The sequence below is a fragment of the Pseudidiomarina woesei genome (assembly GCF_001418345.1).
Taxonomy (GTDB): domain Bacteria; phylum Pseudomonadota; class Gammaproteobacteria; order Enterobacterales; family Alteromonadaceae; genus Pseudidiomarina; species Pseudidiomarina woesei.
In genome coordinates, this window is record NZ_LIPW01000001.1 from 346,135 (window position 1) to 362,898 (window position 16,764).

17 protein-coding genes are annotated in these 16,764 nt (G+C 46.3%); all 17 read right to left on the bottom strand.

The genetic code is table 11. The features are described 5' to 3' along the window. Positions 1–6: 6 nt before the first annotated feature. Positions 7–978, bottom strand: coding sequence for an NAD(P)H-quinone oxidoreductase (locus ASC40_RS01690; protein WP_245622153.1), 972 nt, complete (start codon positions 976–978; stop codon positions 7–9). 22 nt (positions 979–1,000) lie between these two features. Then, complete coding sequence (locus ASC40_RS01695) at positions 1,001–1,828, bottom strand: pirin family protein (RefSeq protein ID WP_055438051.1); 828 nt, start codon at positions 1,826–1,828, stop codon at positions 1,001–1,003. Then, positions 1,825–2,781, bottom strand: a complete 957-nt coding sequence (locus ASC40_RS01700) for a glutathione S-transferase family protein (RefSeq protein WP_055438052.1) — start codon at positions 2,779–2,781, stop codon at positions 1,825–1,827. Before ASC40_RS01700 ends, ASC40_RS01695 begins: the two co-directional genes overlap by 4 nt. Positions 2,782–2,885: 104 nt before the next feature. Further along, positions 2,886–4,028 carry a lipid-A-disaccharide synthase gene (gene lpxB / locus ASC40_RS01705; protein WP_055438053.1) on the bottom strand — a complete coding sequence of 381 codons (1,143 nt, stop codon included), beginning with the start codon at positions 4,026–4,028 and terminating at the stop codon, positions 2,886–2,888. 13 nt (positions 4,029–4,041) lie between these two features. After that, complete coding sequence (lpxA, locus tag ASC40_RS01710; RefSeq protein WP_055438054.1) at positions 4,042–4,809, bottom strand: acyl-ACP--UDP-N-acetylglucosamine O-acyltransferase; 768 nt, start codon at positions 4,807–4,809, stop codon at positions 4,042–4,044. Then, the gene (fabZ, locus tag ASC40_RS01715; protein WP_055438055.1) at positions 4,810–5,262 is read right to left on the bottom strand and encodes a 3-hydroxyacyl-ACP dehydratase FabZ; all 453 of its coding nucleotides are present in this window, start codon (positions 5,260–5,262) and stop codon (positions 4,810–4,812) included. A gap of 17 nt (positions 5,263–5,279) precedes the next feature. Continuing rightward, complete coding sequence (gene lpxD / locus ASC40_RS01720; protein ID WP_055438507.1) at positions 5,280–6,305, bottom strand: UDP-3-O-(3-hydroxymyristoyl)glucosamine N-acyltransferase; 1,026 nt, start codon at positions 6,303–6,305, stop codon at positions 5,280–5,282. A 4-nt stretch (positions 6,306–6,309) separates the two neighbouring features. Then, complete coding sequence (locus ASC40_RS01725) at positions 6,310–6,816, bottom strand: OmpH/Skp family outer membrane protein (RefSeq protein WP_245622182.1); 507 nt, start codon at positions 6,814–6,816, stop codon at positions 6,310–6,312. Positions 6,817–6,848: 32 nt separating this feature from the next. After that, positions 6,849–9,368: an outer membrane protein assembly factor BamA gene (gene bamA / locus ASC40_RS01730; protein ID WP_055438057.1), complete on the bottom strand. Its 2,520-nt coding sequence runs from the start codon at positions 9,366–9,368 to the stop codon at positions 6,849–6,851. Between the two features lie 36 nt (positions 9,369–9,404). Further along, positions 9,405–10,760 (bottom strand): sigma E protease regulator RseP, encoded by a 1,356-nt coding sequence (rseP, locus tag ASC40_RS01735; protein ID WP_055438058.1) that lies wholly within the window; start codon positions 10,758–10,760, stop codon positions 9,405–9,407. After that, entirely contained in the window at positions 10,760–11,956 is a 1,197-nt protein-coding gene (ispC, locus tag ASC40_RS01740; protein WP_055438059.1) for a 1-deoxy-D-xylulose-5-phosphate reductoisomerase, read from the bottom strand. Before ispC ends, rseP begins: the two co-directional genes overlap by 1 nt. A gap of 1 nt (position 11,957) precedes the next feature. Beyond that, positions 11,958–12,821, bottom strand: a complete 864-nt coding sequence (locus ASC40_RS01745; protein WP_055438060.1) for a phosphatidate cytidylyltransferase — start codon at positions 12,819–12,821, stop codon at positions 11,958–11,960. 1 nt (position 12,822) lies between these two features. Beyond that, positions 12,823–13,602: a polyprenyl diphosphate synthase gene (gene uppS / locus ASC40_RS01750; protein WP_055438508.1), complete on the bottom strand. Its 780-nt coding sequence runs from the start codon at positions 13,600–13,602 to the stop codon at positions 12,823–12,825. A 74-nt stretch (positions 13,603–13,676) separates the two neighbouring features. Further along, a complete protein-coding gene (gene frr, locus ASC40_RS01755) occupies positions 13,677–14,234 on the bottom strand; it encodes a ribosome recycling factor (RefSeq protein ID WP_055438061.1) in 558 nt (185 codons plus the stop codon). A 12-nt stretch (positions 14,235–14,246) separates the two neighbouring features. Continuing rightward, entirely contained in the window at positions 14,247–14,990 is a 744-nt protein-coding gene (pyrH, locus tag ASC40_RS01760) for a UMP kinase (RefSeq protein ID WP_055438062.1), read from the bottom strand. A 117-nt stretch (positions 14,991–15,107) separates the two neighbouring features. Next, positions 15,108–15,986, bottom strand: coding sequence for a translation elongation factor Ts (gene tsf / locus ASC40_RS01765; RefSeq protein ID WP_055438063.1), 879 nt, complete (start codon positions 15,984–15,986; stop codon positions 15,108–15,110). A gap of 25 nt (positions 15,987–16,011) precedes the next feature. Beyond that, entirely contained in the window at positions 16,012–16,743 is a 732-nt protein-coding gene (gene rpsB / locus ASC40_RS01770) for a 30S ribosomal protein S2 (RefSeq protein WP_055438064.1), read from the bottom strand. Between the last annotated feature and the right edge of the window lie 21 nt (positions 16,744–16,764).

The window sequence follows — 16,764 nt, forward strand, 5'->3', positions numbered from 1 at the left end:
GAAGCGTTACCACACCAATAGCAACTTGCCCGCGTTAGCATTATGACGCAATCGCGCAAAAGCTTCCGCTACGTCGGCCACTGGCAAAACATCATCAATGTTTGGGGTTATCTTTTTTTGTTCAAACAACGGCCACACGTGGGTATACAGGTCAGCCATAATTCGGGCCTTGATAGTATTTGGCTGGCTACGCAAGGTACTTCCAATAATACGTTGGCGTTTGATTAATAATCGCCCCGCATCTAATTCTGCTGCACGACCGCCCATGAGCCCAATCACCACCAATCGACCGTCTTGGTTCAAAACTTGCTGGTTCCACCCAATGTAGTCCCCAGCTACTGGGTCTAAAATTACGTCAGCCCCGCCCCAGCTTGTCACAGCCTCAACAAAAGAGCCTTGATGACGGTTCCATGTTTGCTCGGCGCCTAATGCGGCCGCTAACGCCAATTTCTCATCGCTACCGGCTGTGGCAAACGTCGGATTGCCACGTTGCTTTGCTAGCTGTAATAGGGCCTGACCAACACCGCTGGCTGCCGCGTGTACGAGTATGCGTTCACCAGGTTGCGCTGCAGCTATAACGTAAACGTTGTACCAAGCGGTAGCAAACACCTCACAAATACCCGCTGCAGCCGATAAATCAACGCCTTTTGGTATCGGCAATACTTGATTTACCGGCACCGCAACGTACTCGGCATAACCGCCCGAATCTAACAGCGCGCAAACATGATCACCTAATTGCAATTGATGCTCTGCACTGCCAAGCGCGACCACAGTACCACTTACCTCCAAGCCCAGAATATCCGAAGCCCCGGGCGGTGGCGGATAATGCCCAGCGAGTTGCATCAAATCAGCACGATTCATGCCACTATAAGCTACTTTAATGAGCACCTCATTGGGGCCTGGCTGCGGCTGTTCTCGGTGCTCCCATTGCGGCTGAGCGTTTAAACTGGCAACAATGCTACGCATGTGAGTGGTCATTGTGTTTGTCCTTGAAAATTATTTAACTAGCTAACTTACCTGCTTGATAGTCACGTATAGCTTGCTCTATTTCAGCTTGGGTATTCATTACAAAGGGGCCATATTGCGCAATCGGCTCGCCAATTGGATTACCGGCCAAGACAATAATACCCGCCTCGCTGTTACCGCTAACGAATGTGAGATCATCCTGCGCATTAAGGCGAACCAATTCACCGCGTGGCACCAACTGTCCATTAATACTCACCTCGCCTTGGTAAACATAAGCTAAACGCGTTTTTTGCTGTTGCGAGGGTAGCTCAAGCGTCGCTGCTGGTTGTAGCCGTAAGTCTGCCATAAAAAATTGCTGTTCGGCTTGCTCAATTGGACCTTGTTGGCCAGCTAGATTGCCGGCCACTAAGCGTATTTCAGCTTGGTCAAAGTGAATTACTGGCAATTTTTCTTGCGGATGATCGGCCCAATCAGCGGCTTCCAACTTACGCTTCGCAGGTAAATTTATCCATAACTGAAATCCCCACATTAACCCGTCTTCTTGCTTGGGCATTTCGGCATGAATAATACCACGCGCGGCTTTCATCCATTGCGCACCGCCGGCTTCAACTACGCCGGTATTGCCGTTTGAGTCTTTGTGCTCCATGCGCCCTGCCAGCATATAAGTTAGAGTGACAAAGCCACGATGTGGATGCGGCGGAAACCCAGCTATATAGTCGTTGGGATTGTCCGAGCGAAACTCATCCAGCATCAAGAAAGGATCTTGATAGCGCAAGCTTGGTTGATTCACAATTCGAGTTAGTTTCACGCCAGCACCGTCTTGTGCCGGCATGCCGCGATGGCGGCTCAAAATAACACTCATAAAATCTCTCCGCGATTATGTGGAGCCATAAAGTTAATATCAGGACCTACCGGCACAATGCCAGTTGGGTTAATGGTTTTGTGACTACCGTAATAATGCTGTTGAATATGGTCTATGACCGTGGTTTCAGCAACGCCTTCAACTTGGTACAGCGCGCGCACATACGCCCACAAATTTGGGTAATCAACAATACGTTTCTTATTCGTTTTAAAGTGGCCAAAATAAACCGCATCAAACCGAACCAAAGTGGTAAACAAACGCCAATCGGCCTCGGTGATGGTGTCGCCAACTAAAAACTTTTGCTGACCTAATAAAGCTTCTAATGTATCAAGCTGCGCAAAGAGCGCCTGATATGCTTCTTCGTAAGCGGCTTGTTTGGTCGCAAAACCACACTTATATACGCCATTATTAACATGGTCATAGACATCATTATTGATACGCTCAATATCGCTATGTAACGCTTCTGGATAAAAATCAAGGGTATTTCCGGTTATGTCATTAAATGCCGAATTAAACATCCGAATGATATCCGCCGACTCATTACTAACAATAGTTTGGCGCTTTTTATCCCACAATACGGGTACAGTTACACGACCACTATAATTGGGGTCTGCTTTTAAATACAGTTGGTACAAGAAGTCTAATTGATATAAATCGTCGCTTAATGGCGCTGCAGCGAATTCCCAACCGTTTTCTAGCATGAGTGGGTGCACAACAGACACCGTTATGTGTTGTTCAAGCCCTTTTAACTTGCGGAAAATAAGTGTGCGGTGCGCCCACGGACAAGCATAGCTTACGTACAAATGGTAACGCCCACTTTCAGCCGGAAATTCGGCCGTTGGATCGGCTTCTAGCCAATTTCGAAATTGCGCAGCGCTACGTTCAAACTTACCACCAGTACTGTCAGTGTCATACCATTTATCGAGCCATTGCCCATCTACTAATAAGCCCATGTCGCCTCCTAATAAGAATATAACGACAGTATAGACTCTAATCTTTCGATGGATTATTGAAAATAAATGGCTTTCTGTTCGATTTTATCGAATAAACACAAATGCTAGCGGTTAATAAGTTGCTGAACCACGTCGGCACTCAATACATCGGCATTGCGCCGTAATTGTTGGTGTAAATCAGCGAAGGCTGCCAGTGTTACTTGAGCTGAGGGCGTTAATTGCAATGCTAATGCGTCAGTTAAGTTCTCAACCGTTGCATCCTGCTGGGCAAATTCTGGAACCAAACGCTTACCAGCAAGTAAATTCGGAAGGCTGAAAAACGCCGCTTTGAATAAGCGTTTAATTAACTGATAACTCGCCCAATTAAATTTATAAGCCACCACCATTGGACGCTTAATTAACATGGCTTCTAGGGTAACAGTGCCCGAAGTTAGTAAGAGAGCATCACAAGCCGCCATGGTAGTACGTGACACACCATCAACAATAGTCAATGGCAACTGCGGCGCTAATTGCTGCTGTAAGGTACGAAATTGTTCCGCTCGAGCCGAGCTAATCATGGGTGTGACAAAGCGAAGATGCGGGTGACGCTGCAGTAATTGCTGCGCTACCTGTAAAAATAGCGGTGCCATGCGTGCAATTTCACCTTTGCGGCTGCCGGGTAAAATACCCACCCAGGTTGCCTCAGCATCAAGTTCTACCTCAGCACGAGCCTGTTGCTTATCCCACACTGACGGAATGCTGTCGGCTAATGGGTGGCCAACAAAGGTCGCGGGTAAGTTGTGTTGGTCATAAAAAGCTTTTTCAAAAGGTAACAAACAAAATACATGATCAACTGACTGCTTAATGCCGTGTATGCGGCCCTGACGCCACGCCCACACTGAAGGGCTAACATAATGAACGGTGGTTAAACCGGCGGCTTTGAGCTTTTTCGCAATAGGTAAATTAAAATCTGGCGCATCTATACCAATAAAAATGTCTGGCCGGCGCTCTAAAAAGGTATTCACTAATAACTTTCTGTGCCTAAGGAGCTTAAACAAGCTGCCCAGCACTTCAGCAATGCCCATTACCGCTAAATCATCCATAGGCACCAAGCTCGTAAGCCCTTCAGCTTGCATTAACGGCCCACCAACACCAATAAATTCGGCGTTAGGGTACCTTTGTCGCAATTCACGTAGCATGCCAGAACCAAGCAAATCGCCGGAGTGTTCTCCGGCGATAACGGCAATTAAGGGCGCATATTTTGACATGATATTGTTGGTGTTATCGAATAATGCCGCGCTGGCTGTTCAATACGAACTGAATCAAGGGCGTTAACTCAGTGTCGGCATCAAGCTCACGCATTTTTTGTACAGCTTCTTCAACGGTTAAACCTTGGCGATAAAGCAACTTAAAAGCGCGCTTAATATTGAGAATTTGATTCGGTTGAAAACCACGACGTTTCAACCCTTCAGCGTTGATAGTACGAGGCGCGGCATTATGCCCCTGTGCCATGATATACGGCGGAACATCTTGCACAACGACGGAATTAACCGCAGTAAAAGCATGTGCGCCAATATGACAAAACTGATGCACCCCAGTAAAACCACCGAGAATAGCCCAATCGCCTACATGAACGTGGCCAGCTAAGGTTGTATTATTGGCTAAAATAACGTTGTCGCCCACCATGCAGTCATGGGCAACATGCACATACGCCATCAGCAGGTTGTGATTACCAATTTGGGTTAAACCTTGGTCTTGCACGGTACCACGATGAATGGTTACGCATTCGCGAATAATATTATTGTCGCCAATAACCAGCCGCGTTGGCTCACCATTGTATTTTTTGTCTTGGCAATCTTCACCAACCGACGCAAATTGGAAAATTCGGTTATTTTTTCCTAACACCGTCGGCCCACGTAACACCACATGTGGCCCTATAATGCAGTTGTCACCCACCTCAACATCGGCCCCAATAATACTGTAGGGACCAATCTCGACGTTGTTGCCAATACGTGCTGATGAATCAATAATCGCGGTTGGATGAATCACTTACACTTCCCTTCTTGCGCAAATAATATCGCAGCTACACGCCAGTTCACCGTCAACATCGGCTGTTCCTTTAAACACCCAAATACCCCGGCGTTCTTTTTCAAAGGTTACATGCAAATTAAGTGTGTCACCCGGTAACACTTGGCGCTTGAAGCGTGCATTGTCGATACCTGCAAACAAGTATAGGTCATTTGAACCAGGCTTGCTGGAAGTAATCTTAAAGCCAAGTAAGCCGGCCGCCTGCGCTAACGCCTCAAGAATTAACACCCCCGGAAAAATAGGATTCTCAGGAAAATGCCCAGTAAAAATCGGTTCGTTTACCGACACGTTTTTTACTGCGTGAATACTTGTCTTGTGATCACAAGCTACAACTTTATCGACCAGTAGAAACGGATACCGATGCGGCAATAAACTCAGTATTTCTTTAATATCAAATGCGCCGTTATCAGACAAAGCGTCATCCTCGTTAGTTATTCTTGTTCAAGTTGTTTTTCTATTTTTTTCACGCGCTGGAATAAGTCATCTAATTGACGATAACGCGCACCATTGCGACGCCATTCACGTTGTGGCGCAGCCGGAATACCTGAGGCATATGCTCCCGGCTCAGTAATTTCTTTAATTACCATAGAAAAGCCACTTATTTGCACATCGTCGCAAATAGAAATGTGGCCATTAATGGCACTTGCACCGCCAATTAAACAACGTTTACCAATTCGGCTACTACCGGCTAAAACCGTACACCCTGCAATGGCGGTGTCTTCGTCAATAAAGGCGTTATGCGCAATTTGACATTGATTATCAATGATAACGCCATTGTTAATGACCGTATCATCAAGGGCGCCACGGTCAATAGTAGTGCTGGCACCAATATCTACACGGTCGCCAATAACCACGCGGCCTAGTTGCGGAATTTTAATCCATTTACCGCCTTCATTCGCCCAGCCAAAGCCATCCGCACCGATTACCGTACCGGCATGAATTAAGCAATGCTCGCCAATAATGCAGTTATGGTAAACAACCACATGCTGCCACAACTGTGTATGTGCACCAATTTCCGTTTGTGGCCCAACATAACAACCAACCCCGATTGTGACATTATCGCCAAGCACGACCCCTTCAGCAATGACGCTATTAGCACCTATTGCGACATTTTGCCCAACTTTTACTGACGCATGCACCTGTGCTGACGGATGCACGCCCGCAGTCGCTGCAGCAGGCGTGGTATCTAACAGTTGTGCTGCCTTGGCAAACCCAGCATACGGATTACGCATTCGTAAGCCGGTAATACCTGCTGGCAAATCAACATCCGGCGCACATATAACAGCGCTTGCCTGAGTGGTGTCTAGTTGACTGCGATATTTTGCATTGGCTAAAAACGCAATATGCCCCGGCTGAGCCGAGGCAAGCGTTGCGACACCTTTTATAGGCAAAGATGCATCGCCGTGCACCTCTGCCCCAATTGCTTCAGCAAGCTGCTGCAATGTCAGTGTTTGCATTAACTTAGTTTCCACCTGTCATTTTCTTCAAAACGTCATCGGTCAAATCGAAATTCTCGTTTGCATAAACTAACGAGTTTGAGCTCAGCACAACGTCATATTTTTGCTCACTTGCAAGTGCTTGCGCATTACGCATAACTTCCGCCATTAGTTGATCACGTAACTCGTTACCGCGACGTTGCATGTCTTCGCGTAAGCCTTTGGCTTTAACTTGGCGCGTGGCATCAAGCAACTCTAGCTCGCGGCCCATATCTTGCATTTCGCGTTGTGACATAATTTTAGAGTCACGTTCAGCTTTATCTTGCAAGGCTTGCATTTTGCCTTCAATTTCTTCGATTTCTGAAATGCGACCTTTAAATTCTTCTTGAACTTGTTGCTCAAGATTACGAGCCTGCGGCAAGTTGATAAGAACTTGCTGCATGTTTACGTAACCAATTTTTTGCTGTGCCTCGGCTGCGTTAGCAAATAAAGCCGTTGATAACAGCGCTGCAGCAATACTTGTTTTTACCATTTTATTCACGATTAACTCCTCGAACTATTATTTTAGAATGTTGTTCCAATATTAAATGAGAACGTTTGCGTGCGATCGCCCTCTTCTGTTTTTAGCGGTCGACCCAACGATACTGTTAATGGCCCCATCGGCGATAACCACTGTATCGAAATGCCCGCAGAAACTCGATAGCGTGATGGATCGCTGTAATCATCCAGTGCATACGACTGTGGTGTTAGTTGCAACTGGCTATATTCATCATAGTTAAACTCGGTATCCCATACGTTACCGACATCAACGTAAACACTGGTACGTATTGTGTTTCTGTTTTCTTCGGAAATAAACGGCGTTGGCACAATAAGTTCCAAGCCAGCAACAAACATGGCATTACCACCCACCGAGTACTGGCTTACTGACAACATATCAGAACCTGCACCGGCTGGGAATTCGCTCGGCACCCCGAAATATCCGCCCGGCCCAGGAACTACTGTCGGATAACGGTAGACCGCTCTTGGCCCCACGGTATTAGCTTCGAAACCACGTAAATTATCCTGCCCACCAATCCGGAAGTTTTCATAGAACGGGAACAAGTAATCGTTGTTGTTTTCATCTTGACCATAACCATTACCATAGCCAAATTTGAAACGCGTCATAAATACCCAATCGTGATTATCAGTAATAGGTATATATTGACGGAATTGATAATTCACGCGGAAATAATTTATATCGCTATTCGGTGTTGAAGCCTCAAGTTGCAACGAGTTTTGCGTACCTGCCGTTGGATAAACCCCACGGTTTAAGGTGACGCGACTAATACCCGTCGACAATTCAAAAATATCAAATGCGACACCTGAATTGGGATCTTGCTGGTTAACGTATGGGCGATAAAAACGAGTAACCTGATCATAGCCTTCTACGTCATTAATTTCTTCATTACGATAAGTCATGCCCAAGTTAAGGCTAGTAACCTCGTTTACTGGGAAACTTAACGAACCACCCACACCATATTGTTTTTTGTTATAGCGAATAAAGTTATCAAGATTACCTGCTTCAAACTCGCTCATGTACATTTGACCCGATAAATTCACACCATCTTTGGTGAAATAACGATCGGTGTAGGAAACAGAAGCACTGCGGCTAAAACGGTTGGTATTAATATTAATTGCAGCTCGGTTACCAGTACCTAAAAAGTTTTCTTGTGACACACCCGCGCCAAGTTGAAAGCCTGAGTAATCACCATAACCAATAGTAAAGTTGAAGCTACCTGAAGGCTGTTCTTTTACCGAAATATCGACATCGACACGGTCGTCATAGCCATCGGCTGGTTTGGTTTCGGTTTCAACCGTTTCAAAAAAGCCCAAACGTTCAAGTCGAACTTTACTTTGCTCAATTTGATCTTCATTCAAAGGCGCGCCTTCTAATTGGCGCATTTCACGTCGTAGAACCTCATCTGCGGTAGTAGTATTACCGACAAAATTAATGCGGTTTACATAGATACGTTTACCTGGGTTAATAGAAAACGTGATATCGACTTCGTTACTGTCTTCTTCAATATCAGGAATTGCACGAACCTCTGGATAAGCGTACCCGAAACGACCATAGGTCATTGCAATTGTTTCTTCTAAAAAGGTCATTTCAGCGGCGTTATAACGGGTGCCCGGCTCAATATTAACTATTTTATTAATGAGCTCTTCGCGACCTTTTAAATCACCAATAACGTTCACATTACGAATGTTGTAAATTTCACCTTCGTTCACATTAATTGTAATGTACACGCCTTTACGATCAGGAGTCATACTCACTTGAATTGACTCAATTTGCATATTCAAGTAGCCGCGATTGCGATAAAAGCTCTCTAGCTTTTCTAAATCGCCGCTTAACTGCTGCTTTTGATAACGCTTTTCACCAATAAAATTCCACCACGGAAGTTTATCTTTTAGCTCAAAATCACGAGTTAATTCTTCATCGCTGAAACTGGCGTTGCCAACCACATTAATTTGCTGTATTTCAGCCGACTCACCCTCTTGAAACACTAGTTTCAGACGAACCCGATTACGCGGCAATTCAATAACGTTTACGTTAACCTTTGCGTTGTATTTACCAACCCCATGAAAGAAGTCTTTTAAAGCAGTTTCAATTCCTGAAATAACCGTGCGATCAAGTTGCTCACCAACCACAATTCCACTGTCTTTCAAGCTGTCTTCAAGCTGGGCTGTCTCAATGTCTTTATTACCTTCAAAGTCGATACCGGTAATTGTTGGACGCTCAGTAACTTCAAAAATGAGTGTTCCACCATCGCGTTTAACCACGATATTTTCAAAGTTTGCTGATGAGTGCAGGCTGCGAATACTGTTTCGAATAGTGCTCGCATCTACTTCATCACCAACCCGAATGGGAATGTAAGTAAGTGCGGCACCCAGCGCTACGCGTTGCAAACCGCGTACACGTACATCTTCAACCACGAATGATTCTTGTAATACTTGTGATTCTTCTTCGGCGCCCCCAGCAAAACTTTGCATAGGAAGCGAAGCCGCCGCTACTAGGGCGCTTAAAAACAGCTTTTTCAACGTCATTCTGTGCTACTTAATTGTTATGTTGTACATGTTGTTTCATTGCGACAATCGCAAGATATCGTTACTTATTGCAATTGCCATTAATGCAAAAATTAGTATCCCGCCAATGCGGTAACAAACTTCTTGGACTCGCTCTGATACCGGTTTACCTCGCACACCTTCAATGGCTAAAAAAGCAAGGTGACCACCGTCTAATACCGGCAAGGGTACCAGATTAATTATCCCTAAGTTGACACTAATAAGAGCCAGAAACCCTAAAAAATAAACTAAACCGTAACTGGCCGTCGCGCCTGCCCCTTCGGCTATTGCAACCGGCCCACTTAAATTACTGACAGACACCGTGCCAACCAATAATTTACCAAGCATGTTTACACTGAGCGTCATCAACTCCCAGGTGCGCTCTGCGCCATGAATCAACCCATCGACAATACCGTATTGTTGAGTAAATCGGTACTGCTCTGGGTAGGCTGCCACTGTTGGCTCAACCCCAAGAAACCCATAGCGTTGACCGTTTGCTTCACGGCTTCCTAATTGCACCTGTTGCGTCATTGTTTGCCCGCTGCGTTCAAGCGTTATTGTTACGTCTTGGCCGGCAGCTTGCAAAATCAAGTCTCTCGTTTGAGGCCAATCAACTAAAGGAGTTCCATCAAACGCAATTATTTTATCGCCAACCTGCAAATTTGCCGCCGCAGCGGGCGAGTCTGGTGCGATATAACTTAACACTAATGACACTTCAGGTCGAAAAGGTTGCAACCCCAACGCGGTATAAGTTGGTTGCTTATTATCTTCTAAACGCCACGCGCTAATTTGCAGCTGATAAGTACGCTCACGGTTACCTTCATCGCGGGTTTTTACTTCAACTAAATCATTACCGAGGGCTGCCGCAAAGCGCAAATTCACCTGCTGCCAATCTGCTGTTTCAACGCCGTCTATGGCTATAATTTCGGCGGGCGATTGAATCCCCGCTTGCGCTGCAATTGAATTCTCTTGAACAGTGCCGATAATTGGTTTTACAGAAGGCACACCAATAACAAACATTAACCATAACACCGCAATAGCTAATACAAAATTAGCAATAGGCCCGGCAGCAATAATCGCAGCTCGTTGCCATACGGTTTTTGAATTAAATGTAACCTGACGTTCGTTTTCACTAACGTTATCGACGCGCTCATCGAGCATTCGTACGTAACCGCCTAGCGGAACAATACCCACTTGATACACGGTGCCATCTTGACCTTGGCGCTGCCAAATAGGTTTACCAAAACCTACCGAAAATGTCAGAACTTTGACGCCACAGCGCCGCGCCACCCAAAAGTGACCAAATTCATGAAAGGTCACTAAAATACCGAGTGTGACCACAAAGGCCCCTAATGACCAAATAATACTACCCATTACTGCATTCGCTCTACGTGTTGCTGGGCCAATTGACGCGCTTGCTGATCAAGGTCTATCAATGCCTCAATGGAGCTTAGCTGCCCAGCAGTTATTTGTTGTAACACCCTATCACAAACCTGAGCAATAGCGGTGAACGGAATGCGTTCCGCTAAAAAAGCAGCCACGGCAATTTCATTGGCGGCGTTTAATGTGGTGGTCGCCCACTGCCCTTCCCAACAAGCATCAATAGCCAGTTGCAAACAAGGATATCGTTGTGGCTCTGCGGGCAGAAATGTCAACTCAGCTATTTGCATAAAGTCAAGCGGCTGCACGCCACTGTGAATGCGTTCAGGGTAACCTAAGCCATAAGCAATTGGGGTACGCATATCAGGTTGCCCCAGTTGCGCGAGTACAGAGCCGTCAATGTAACTAACCATAGAATGAATGACACTCTGCGGATGCACCACAACTTGCAACTGGTCAGGCCGACAATTGAATAACCAGCGTGCTTCAATGTACTCTAAGCCCTTATTAAGCATCGTTGCCGAGTCAACGGAAATTTTCTGGCCCATGGACCAATTAGGATGATTACAGGCCGCTGCTGGAGTCTGCAAAGCAAGCTCAGCAATCGGTAATTGACGAAATGGCCCGCCCGAACCGGTGAGTAATATTTGGTGAATGCCTGCGCTCGCTAAATCAGCATGCCCAAGTGGCTGCTGCACTTCAGAGGGCAAACATTGATAAATGGCGTTATGCTCACTGTCGATAGGCAATAACTCGGCCCCATAATGGGCAACCGCGTCCATGAATAGCTGGCCTGACATCACCAATGCTTCTTTGTTGGCGAGTAACACGCGCTTTCCAGCTTGAACCGCGGCCATGGTCGGTAGCAAGCCCGCGGCCCCAACTATCGCAGCCATCACGCTGTCAACTTCGGCAGCGCTTGCCACGTCAGCCAATGCTTGAGAGCCGCTAAGCACTTCTGTTTTTCTAGGTAACGAAGAAATTCGCTCACGCAGTTGACTAGCGGCGGCTTCATCAGCCATGACCGCAAACTGTGGCTGATGCTGTTCGCATATAGCCACCATAGCGTCAACATTACCATTCGCAGTTGCGGCAAACAGTTCAAATCGCTCAGGCGTGTTAGCCATTACCGCCAGTGTATTCTGACCAATAGAGCCGGTTGCGCCGAGTAAGGTAATGCGTTGCTTCATATCAGGCTAAAAACCACAAATAAGACAAGGTAAAAATAGGTAGTGCTGCGGTTAAGCTGTCAATGCGATCAAGTATGCCGCCATGCCCCGGAAGTAATGAACCACTGTCCTTAACTCCTGCACAACGTTTAAACATACTTTCATTCAAGTCGCCAAACACCGAGGCAATCACAGTGACTAAACCTGTGATGTAATAACCAGAAAACTGCTCAGCAGGAATTTTTAACCAATGTGCAAGCACCATCATTACCACAAAAGCTAGGGTAACACCGCCGCAGAGGCCTTCCATGGTTTTGCCTGGACTTACCGCTGGCATTAGTTTATTGCGGCCATACTTAACGCCAGCGAAATATGCACCAACATCGGCCGCCCATACTAGCAGTAATACAAAAAGCACAGCAAAGCCGCCAAACAAAGGCTGCTCGGCATAGTTTAACGAGCGCACAGCAATTAATCCGGCCCATGCCGGTACTAGCGTTAAAACACCAAACACACCAACAATAGACCGAGTGCGCGACCATACTCGACGGCTTCGGGGGTAATTAATAACTAACAAGATAGCGACTAGCCACCAAACACAGCCTGCAACAATAAGCCAATGAATAACAGGGGCTAATTCCCCATCCTGCCAAACTTTATGTAATGGCACCACCCACATTAGCAATGCTAAAACCGCAGCAATAAATACCGTATAAGCAATGCGCCCACTACGACGCGTTACGTTCATCAGCGGTGCCCATTCCCACGCGCCAGCTGTCATTAGCAGCAGCACTGCCGCTGCAAACCAAAACAACGGCAAAGCAAAAACCGCATAAAGGGCTAGCGGAATTAAAATAAGCGCAGTTATTAAACGTTGTTTCAGCAAATTATTCCCCGGTTGTCACATCGGTATCTAAAATGGCTTGTTGTAACTGCTCGCTGGTTAGCCCAAAACGGCGTTCGCGACAGCTAAAGTCAGCAATGGCCGCGGCAAACTCGCGGTCATCAAAGTCTGGCCATAGTACCTTACTAAAATAGAACTCTGCATAGGCCAGTTGCCATAACAGAAAATTACTAATTCGGTGTTCGCCACCTGTTCTTATTAACAAATCAGGAATGGGTTGATCAGCTAGTTCAAGCTGCTCAGCTAACATGGTCTCAGTAATTGCACTTGGCTCTAACTGCCCTGCTTTCACCTCGGTTGCTAGCTTTTGGGTTGCTTGAACGATATCCCAACGCCCACCATAATTTGCCGCTATATTTAAATTTAACGCGGTATTTCCCGCCGTTAAAGTTTCAGCCTCGTGCATTTGCTTTTGTAGCCGAGCACTAAATGCAGACTTATCACCGACAATTCGTAACCGCACGTTATGTTTGTGTAGCTTCTTAACTTCACGTTTCAGCACCGTCATAAAAAGCTCCATTAGCACAGAAACTTCTTGCTCGGGGCGCTTCCAGTTCTCACTGCTGAACGCAAATAACGTGAGTGACTCAATCCCTTTTTTACGGGCAAACTGCACGGCCGCACGCACCGCCTCCGCTCCGGCTTTGTGGCCGAAGGTTCGGCGTTTGCCGCGCAATTTGGCCCAGCGCCCGTTACCATCCATGATAATTGCCACATGTCGCGGCATTTTAATTGTTGAGACTTCCGCTGCTGTCATAGTCATGCCATACAAGAAAAAACGCCGTGCGAGTATACCTGACACGGCGCTATCCACCAACGTGGTTTCAGAGCAACTGCTTAAACTTCCATCAAATCTTTTTCTTTTTCTGCCAGAAGCTCGTCAATTTTCGCAATGTAAGTATCTGTAAGCTTTTGAATTTCTTCAGTACCTTTACGTTCTTCGTCTTCAGTAATCTCTTTCTCTTTTAATAACTCTTTTAAGTCACTGTTCGCATCACGACGAATATTACGCACCGCTACACGCCCTTGTTCGGCTTCATTGCGCACAACTTTTACCAGGTCGCGGCGACGCTCTTCGGTTAACGGCGGTAACGGCACGCGAATAACGGTGCCAGCTGAAGCTGGGTTTAGCCCCAAGTCAGAAGTCATAATGGCTTTTTCAACCGCACCAGCTGATGATTTATCAAAAACCGTTAAAGCTAACGTGCGCGAATCTTCAACGGTAATATTAGCCAACTGCTTCAACGGAGTATCAACCCCATAATATGGCACCATAACGCCATCTAAAATACTTGGGTGAGCACGCCCCGTGCGCACCTTAGAAATTTGTGAACGCAGCGCTTCTACGCTCTTTTCCATACGCTGTTTAGCGTCTTGCTTAATCTCGTTAATCACGTTTTATTTCCTTTATGCTTGCTCAATCACGCTTTCGTTTGCAATGAGTGTACCTTCTTCTTCACCCATAATCACTGCACGCAAGGCGCCGGGCTTATTCATGTTAAATACCCGAATAGGCAGATTATGGTCGCGCGCTAAGGTAAACGCGGCTAAATCCATTACTTTTAACTGTTTTTGCAGTACATCAGTATAACTGATTTGGCGGTAAAGTTGCGCATTTGGATCTTTCACTGGATCGGCTGAATAAACGCCATCAACTTTGGTGCCTTTCAGAACTAAATCGGCTTCAATTTCAATACCGCGCAAGCATGCAGCTGAGTCTGTGGTAAAGAACGGATTGCCGGTGCCCGCAGAAAAAATGACAACTCGCCCTGACTTTAACAAGCTAATCGCGTCGGCCCAATTATAACTGTCACACACACCGTTGAGCTCAATGGCTGACATTAAGCGTGCGTTTACAAATGCACGGTGCAATGCGTCACGCATGGCCAAGCCGTTCATCACTGTCGCTAGCATCCCCATGTGGTCACCAACAACACGGTTCATACCCGCTTTCGCTAAGCCTTCACCGCGGAACAAGTTACCGCCACCAATAACTAGGCCTACTTGCACGCCTAGTTCAACAAGTTCTTTAATTTCCTGAGCCATTCGGTCCAGAACTTTTGCATCAATGCCAAAAGGCTCATCGCCCATTAACGCTTCGCCACTTAATTTCAGTAACACGCGACGGTATGCAGGTTTGGTTGGTGTCATCAGTTCGCTCCATGTTCAGGTTTTTATTGGGTTTTACCCTAAAAAAAACCGCATCCTGCCGAGCAAGATGCGGTTTCTATTATCGACTGTAGCTCGTCGTGGCTAGCGTCATTGGCATTAAGCCTTTTTCGCTGCAGCCATTTGTGCTTGAACTTCAGCAGCAAAGTCTTCTGACTTTTTCTCAATACCTTCACCCACTTCAAAGCGAACAAAAGTAAGAACGTCAGCGCCTTTTTGCTTCAGTAAGTCAGCAACAGTCATTGAAGGGTCTTTCACAAATGCTTGACCAGTTAAGCTGATCTCGCCAGTGAATTTACGCATACGACCTTCAACCATTTTCTCAGCGATGTCTTGTGGCTTGCCACTTTGCATTGCGATATCAAGTTGAATTGCACGCTCTTTTTCAACAACTTCTGCTGATACGTCTTCTGGCTTCACAAACTGTGGAGCACTTGCAGCTACGTGCATTGCGATGTCTTTTGCTAAGTCAGCGTCGCCGCCAGTAATAGCAACCAACACGCCAATACGACCGCCGTGAACATAAGCTTCAACCAGGTCACCACCCTCAAGAGTGATAACGCGGCGAACGTTCATGTTCTCACCGATTTTCGCAACCAAAGCTTCACGAACTTCTTCAACAGTACCGTCGCCAATGTTGGTCGCTTTAAGCGCTTCAACATCAGAGTGCTTGTTGCTAAATGCAGCGTTAATGACTTTGTCACCGAAAGCTAAGAAGCTTTCGTCACGTGCAACGAAGTCAGTTTCACAGTTCAATTCAACCAAAGTACCTACGTTACCTTCGGTTTTAGTCAGGATTACACCTTCAGCAGCTACGCGACCAGCTTTCTTAGCTGCTTTCGCTTGACCACTTTTACGCATGTTTTCGATCGCCGCGTCGATATCGCCGCCGGTCTCTTCCAATGCTTTTTTGCAATCCATCATGCCAGCGCCAGTGCGCTCGCGCAGTTCTTTAACCAGAGCTGCTGTAATAGCCATGTATTTGTCCTCTAATCAGATGACTTTATTCAGTTTCTTCAGCTTCAACGAAATCGTCAGCTTTGCCTTCAACAACCGCGCCACGCGCGTCGTTGATAGCAGCAGCTGCAGCGTTCAGGTACAACTGTACCGCACGAATCGCATCGTCGTTGCCAGGAATTACGTAATCAACGCCATCAGGGTTTGAGTTGGTATCAACAACCGAGATAACTGGAATACCCAAGTTATTCGCTTCTTTAATTGCAATGTGCTCGTGATCAGCATCAATTACAAACAATACGTCTGGCAAGCCAGCCATATCTTTAATACCGCCAAGGCTCTTCTCTAGCTTTTCCATTTCGCGGGTGTTAACCAACGCTTCTTTCTTGGTCAGCTTTTCGAACGTACCGTCTTGGCTCATGGTTTCAAGTTCTTTTAAGCGCTTGATTGACTGACGAACTGTTTTCCAGTTAGTCAACATACCACCTAACCAACGATGATTAACAAAGAACTGGTTACAGCTCACTGCAGCTTCTTGAACTGGCTGAGACGCCGCACGCTTAGTACCAACAAACAAAATTTTACCTTTGTTTGAAGCAACGTGTTGCAAGAAATTCAACGCGTCGTTGAACATCGGCACAGTTTTTTCAAGGTTGATGATATGAATCTTGTTACGCGCGCCAAAAATGAACGGCTTCATTTTTGGGTTCCAGAAACGGGTTTGGTGACCAAAATGTACACCAGCTTTCAGCATGTCACGCATTGACACGTTTGCCATGATCTTTTTCCTTTTTAAGGG

Bases quoted from the DNA above. Each gene is read 5' to 3' on its own strand.
- ASC40_RS01690 (WP_245622153.1), bottom strand. From the start codon at position 978: ATGACCACTCACATGCGTAGCATTGTTGCCAGTTTAAACGCTCAGCCG.
- ASC40_RS01695 (WP_055438051.1), bottom strand. From the start codon at position 1,828: ATGAGTGTTATTTTGAGCCGCCATCGCGGCATGCCGGCACAAGACGGT.
- ASC40_RS01700 (WP_055438052.1), bottom strand. From the start codon at position 2,781: ATGGGCTTATTAGTAGATGGGCAATGGCTCGATAAATGGTATGACACT.
- lpxB (WP_055438053.1), bottom strand. From the start codon at position 4,028: ATGTCAAAATATGCGCCCTTAATTGCCGTTATCGCCGGAGAACACTCC.
- lpxD (WP_055438507.1), bottom strand. From the start codon at position 6,305: ATGCAAACACTGACATTGCAGCAGCTTGCTGAAGCAATTGGGGCAGAG.
- ASC40_RS01725 (WP_245622182.1), bottom strand. From the start codon at position 6,816: ATGGTAAAAACAAGTATTGCTGCAGCGCTGTTATCAACGGCTTTATTT.
- bamA (WP_055438057.1), bottom strand. From the start codon at position 9,368: ATGACGTTGAAAAAGCTGTTTTTAAGCGCCCTAGTAGCGGCGGCTTCG.
- rseP (WP_055438058.1), bottom strand. From the start codon at position 10,760: ATGGGTAGTATTATTTGGTCATTAGGGGCCTTTGTGGTCACACTCGGT.
- ispC (WP_055438059.1), bottom strand. From the start codon at position 11,956: ATGAAGCAACGCATTACCTTACTCGGCGCAACCGGCTCTATTGGTCAG.
- uppS (WP_055438508.1), bottom strand. From the start codon at position 13,602: ATGACTATGACAGCAGCGGAAGTCTCAACAATTAAAATGCCGCGACAT.
- pyrH (WP_055438062.1), bottom strand. From the start codon at position 14,990: ATGACACCAACCAAACCTGCATACCGTCGCGTGTTACTGAAATTAAGT.
- tsf (WP_055438063.1), bottom strand. From the start codon at position 15,986: ATGGCTATTACAGCAGCTCTGGTTAAAGAACTGCGCGAGCGCACTGGC.
- rpsB (WP_055438064.1), bottom strand. From the start codon at position 16,743: ATGGCAAACGTGTCAATGCGTGACATGCTGAAAGCTGGTGTACATTTT.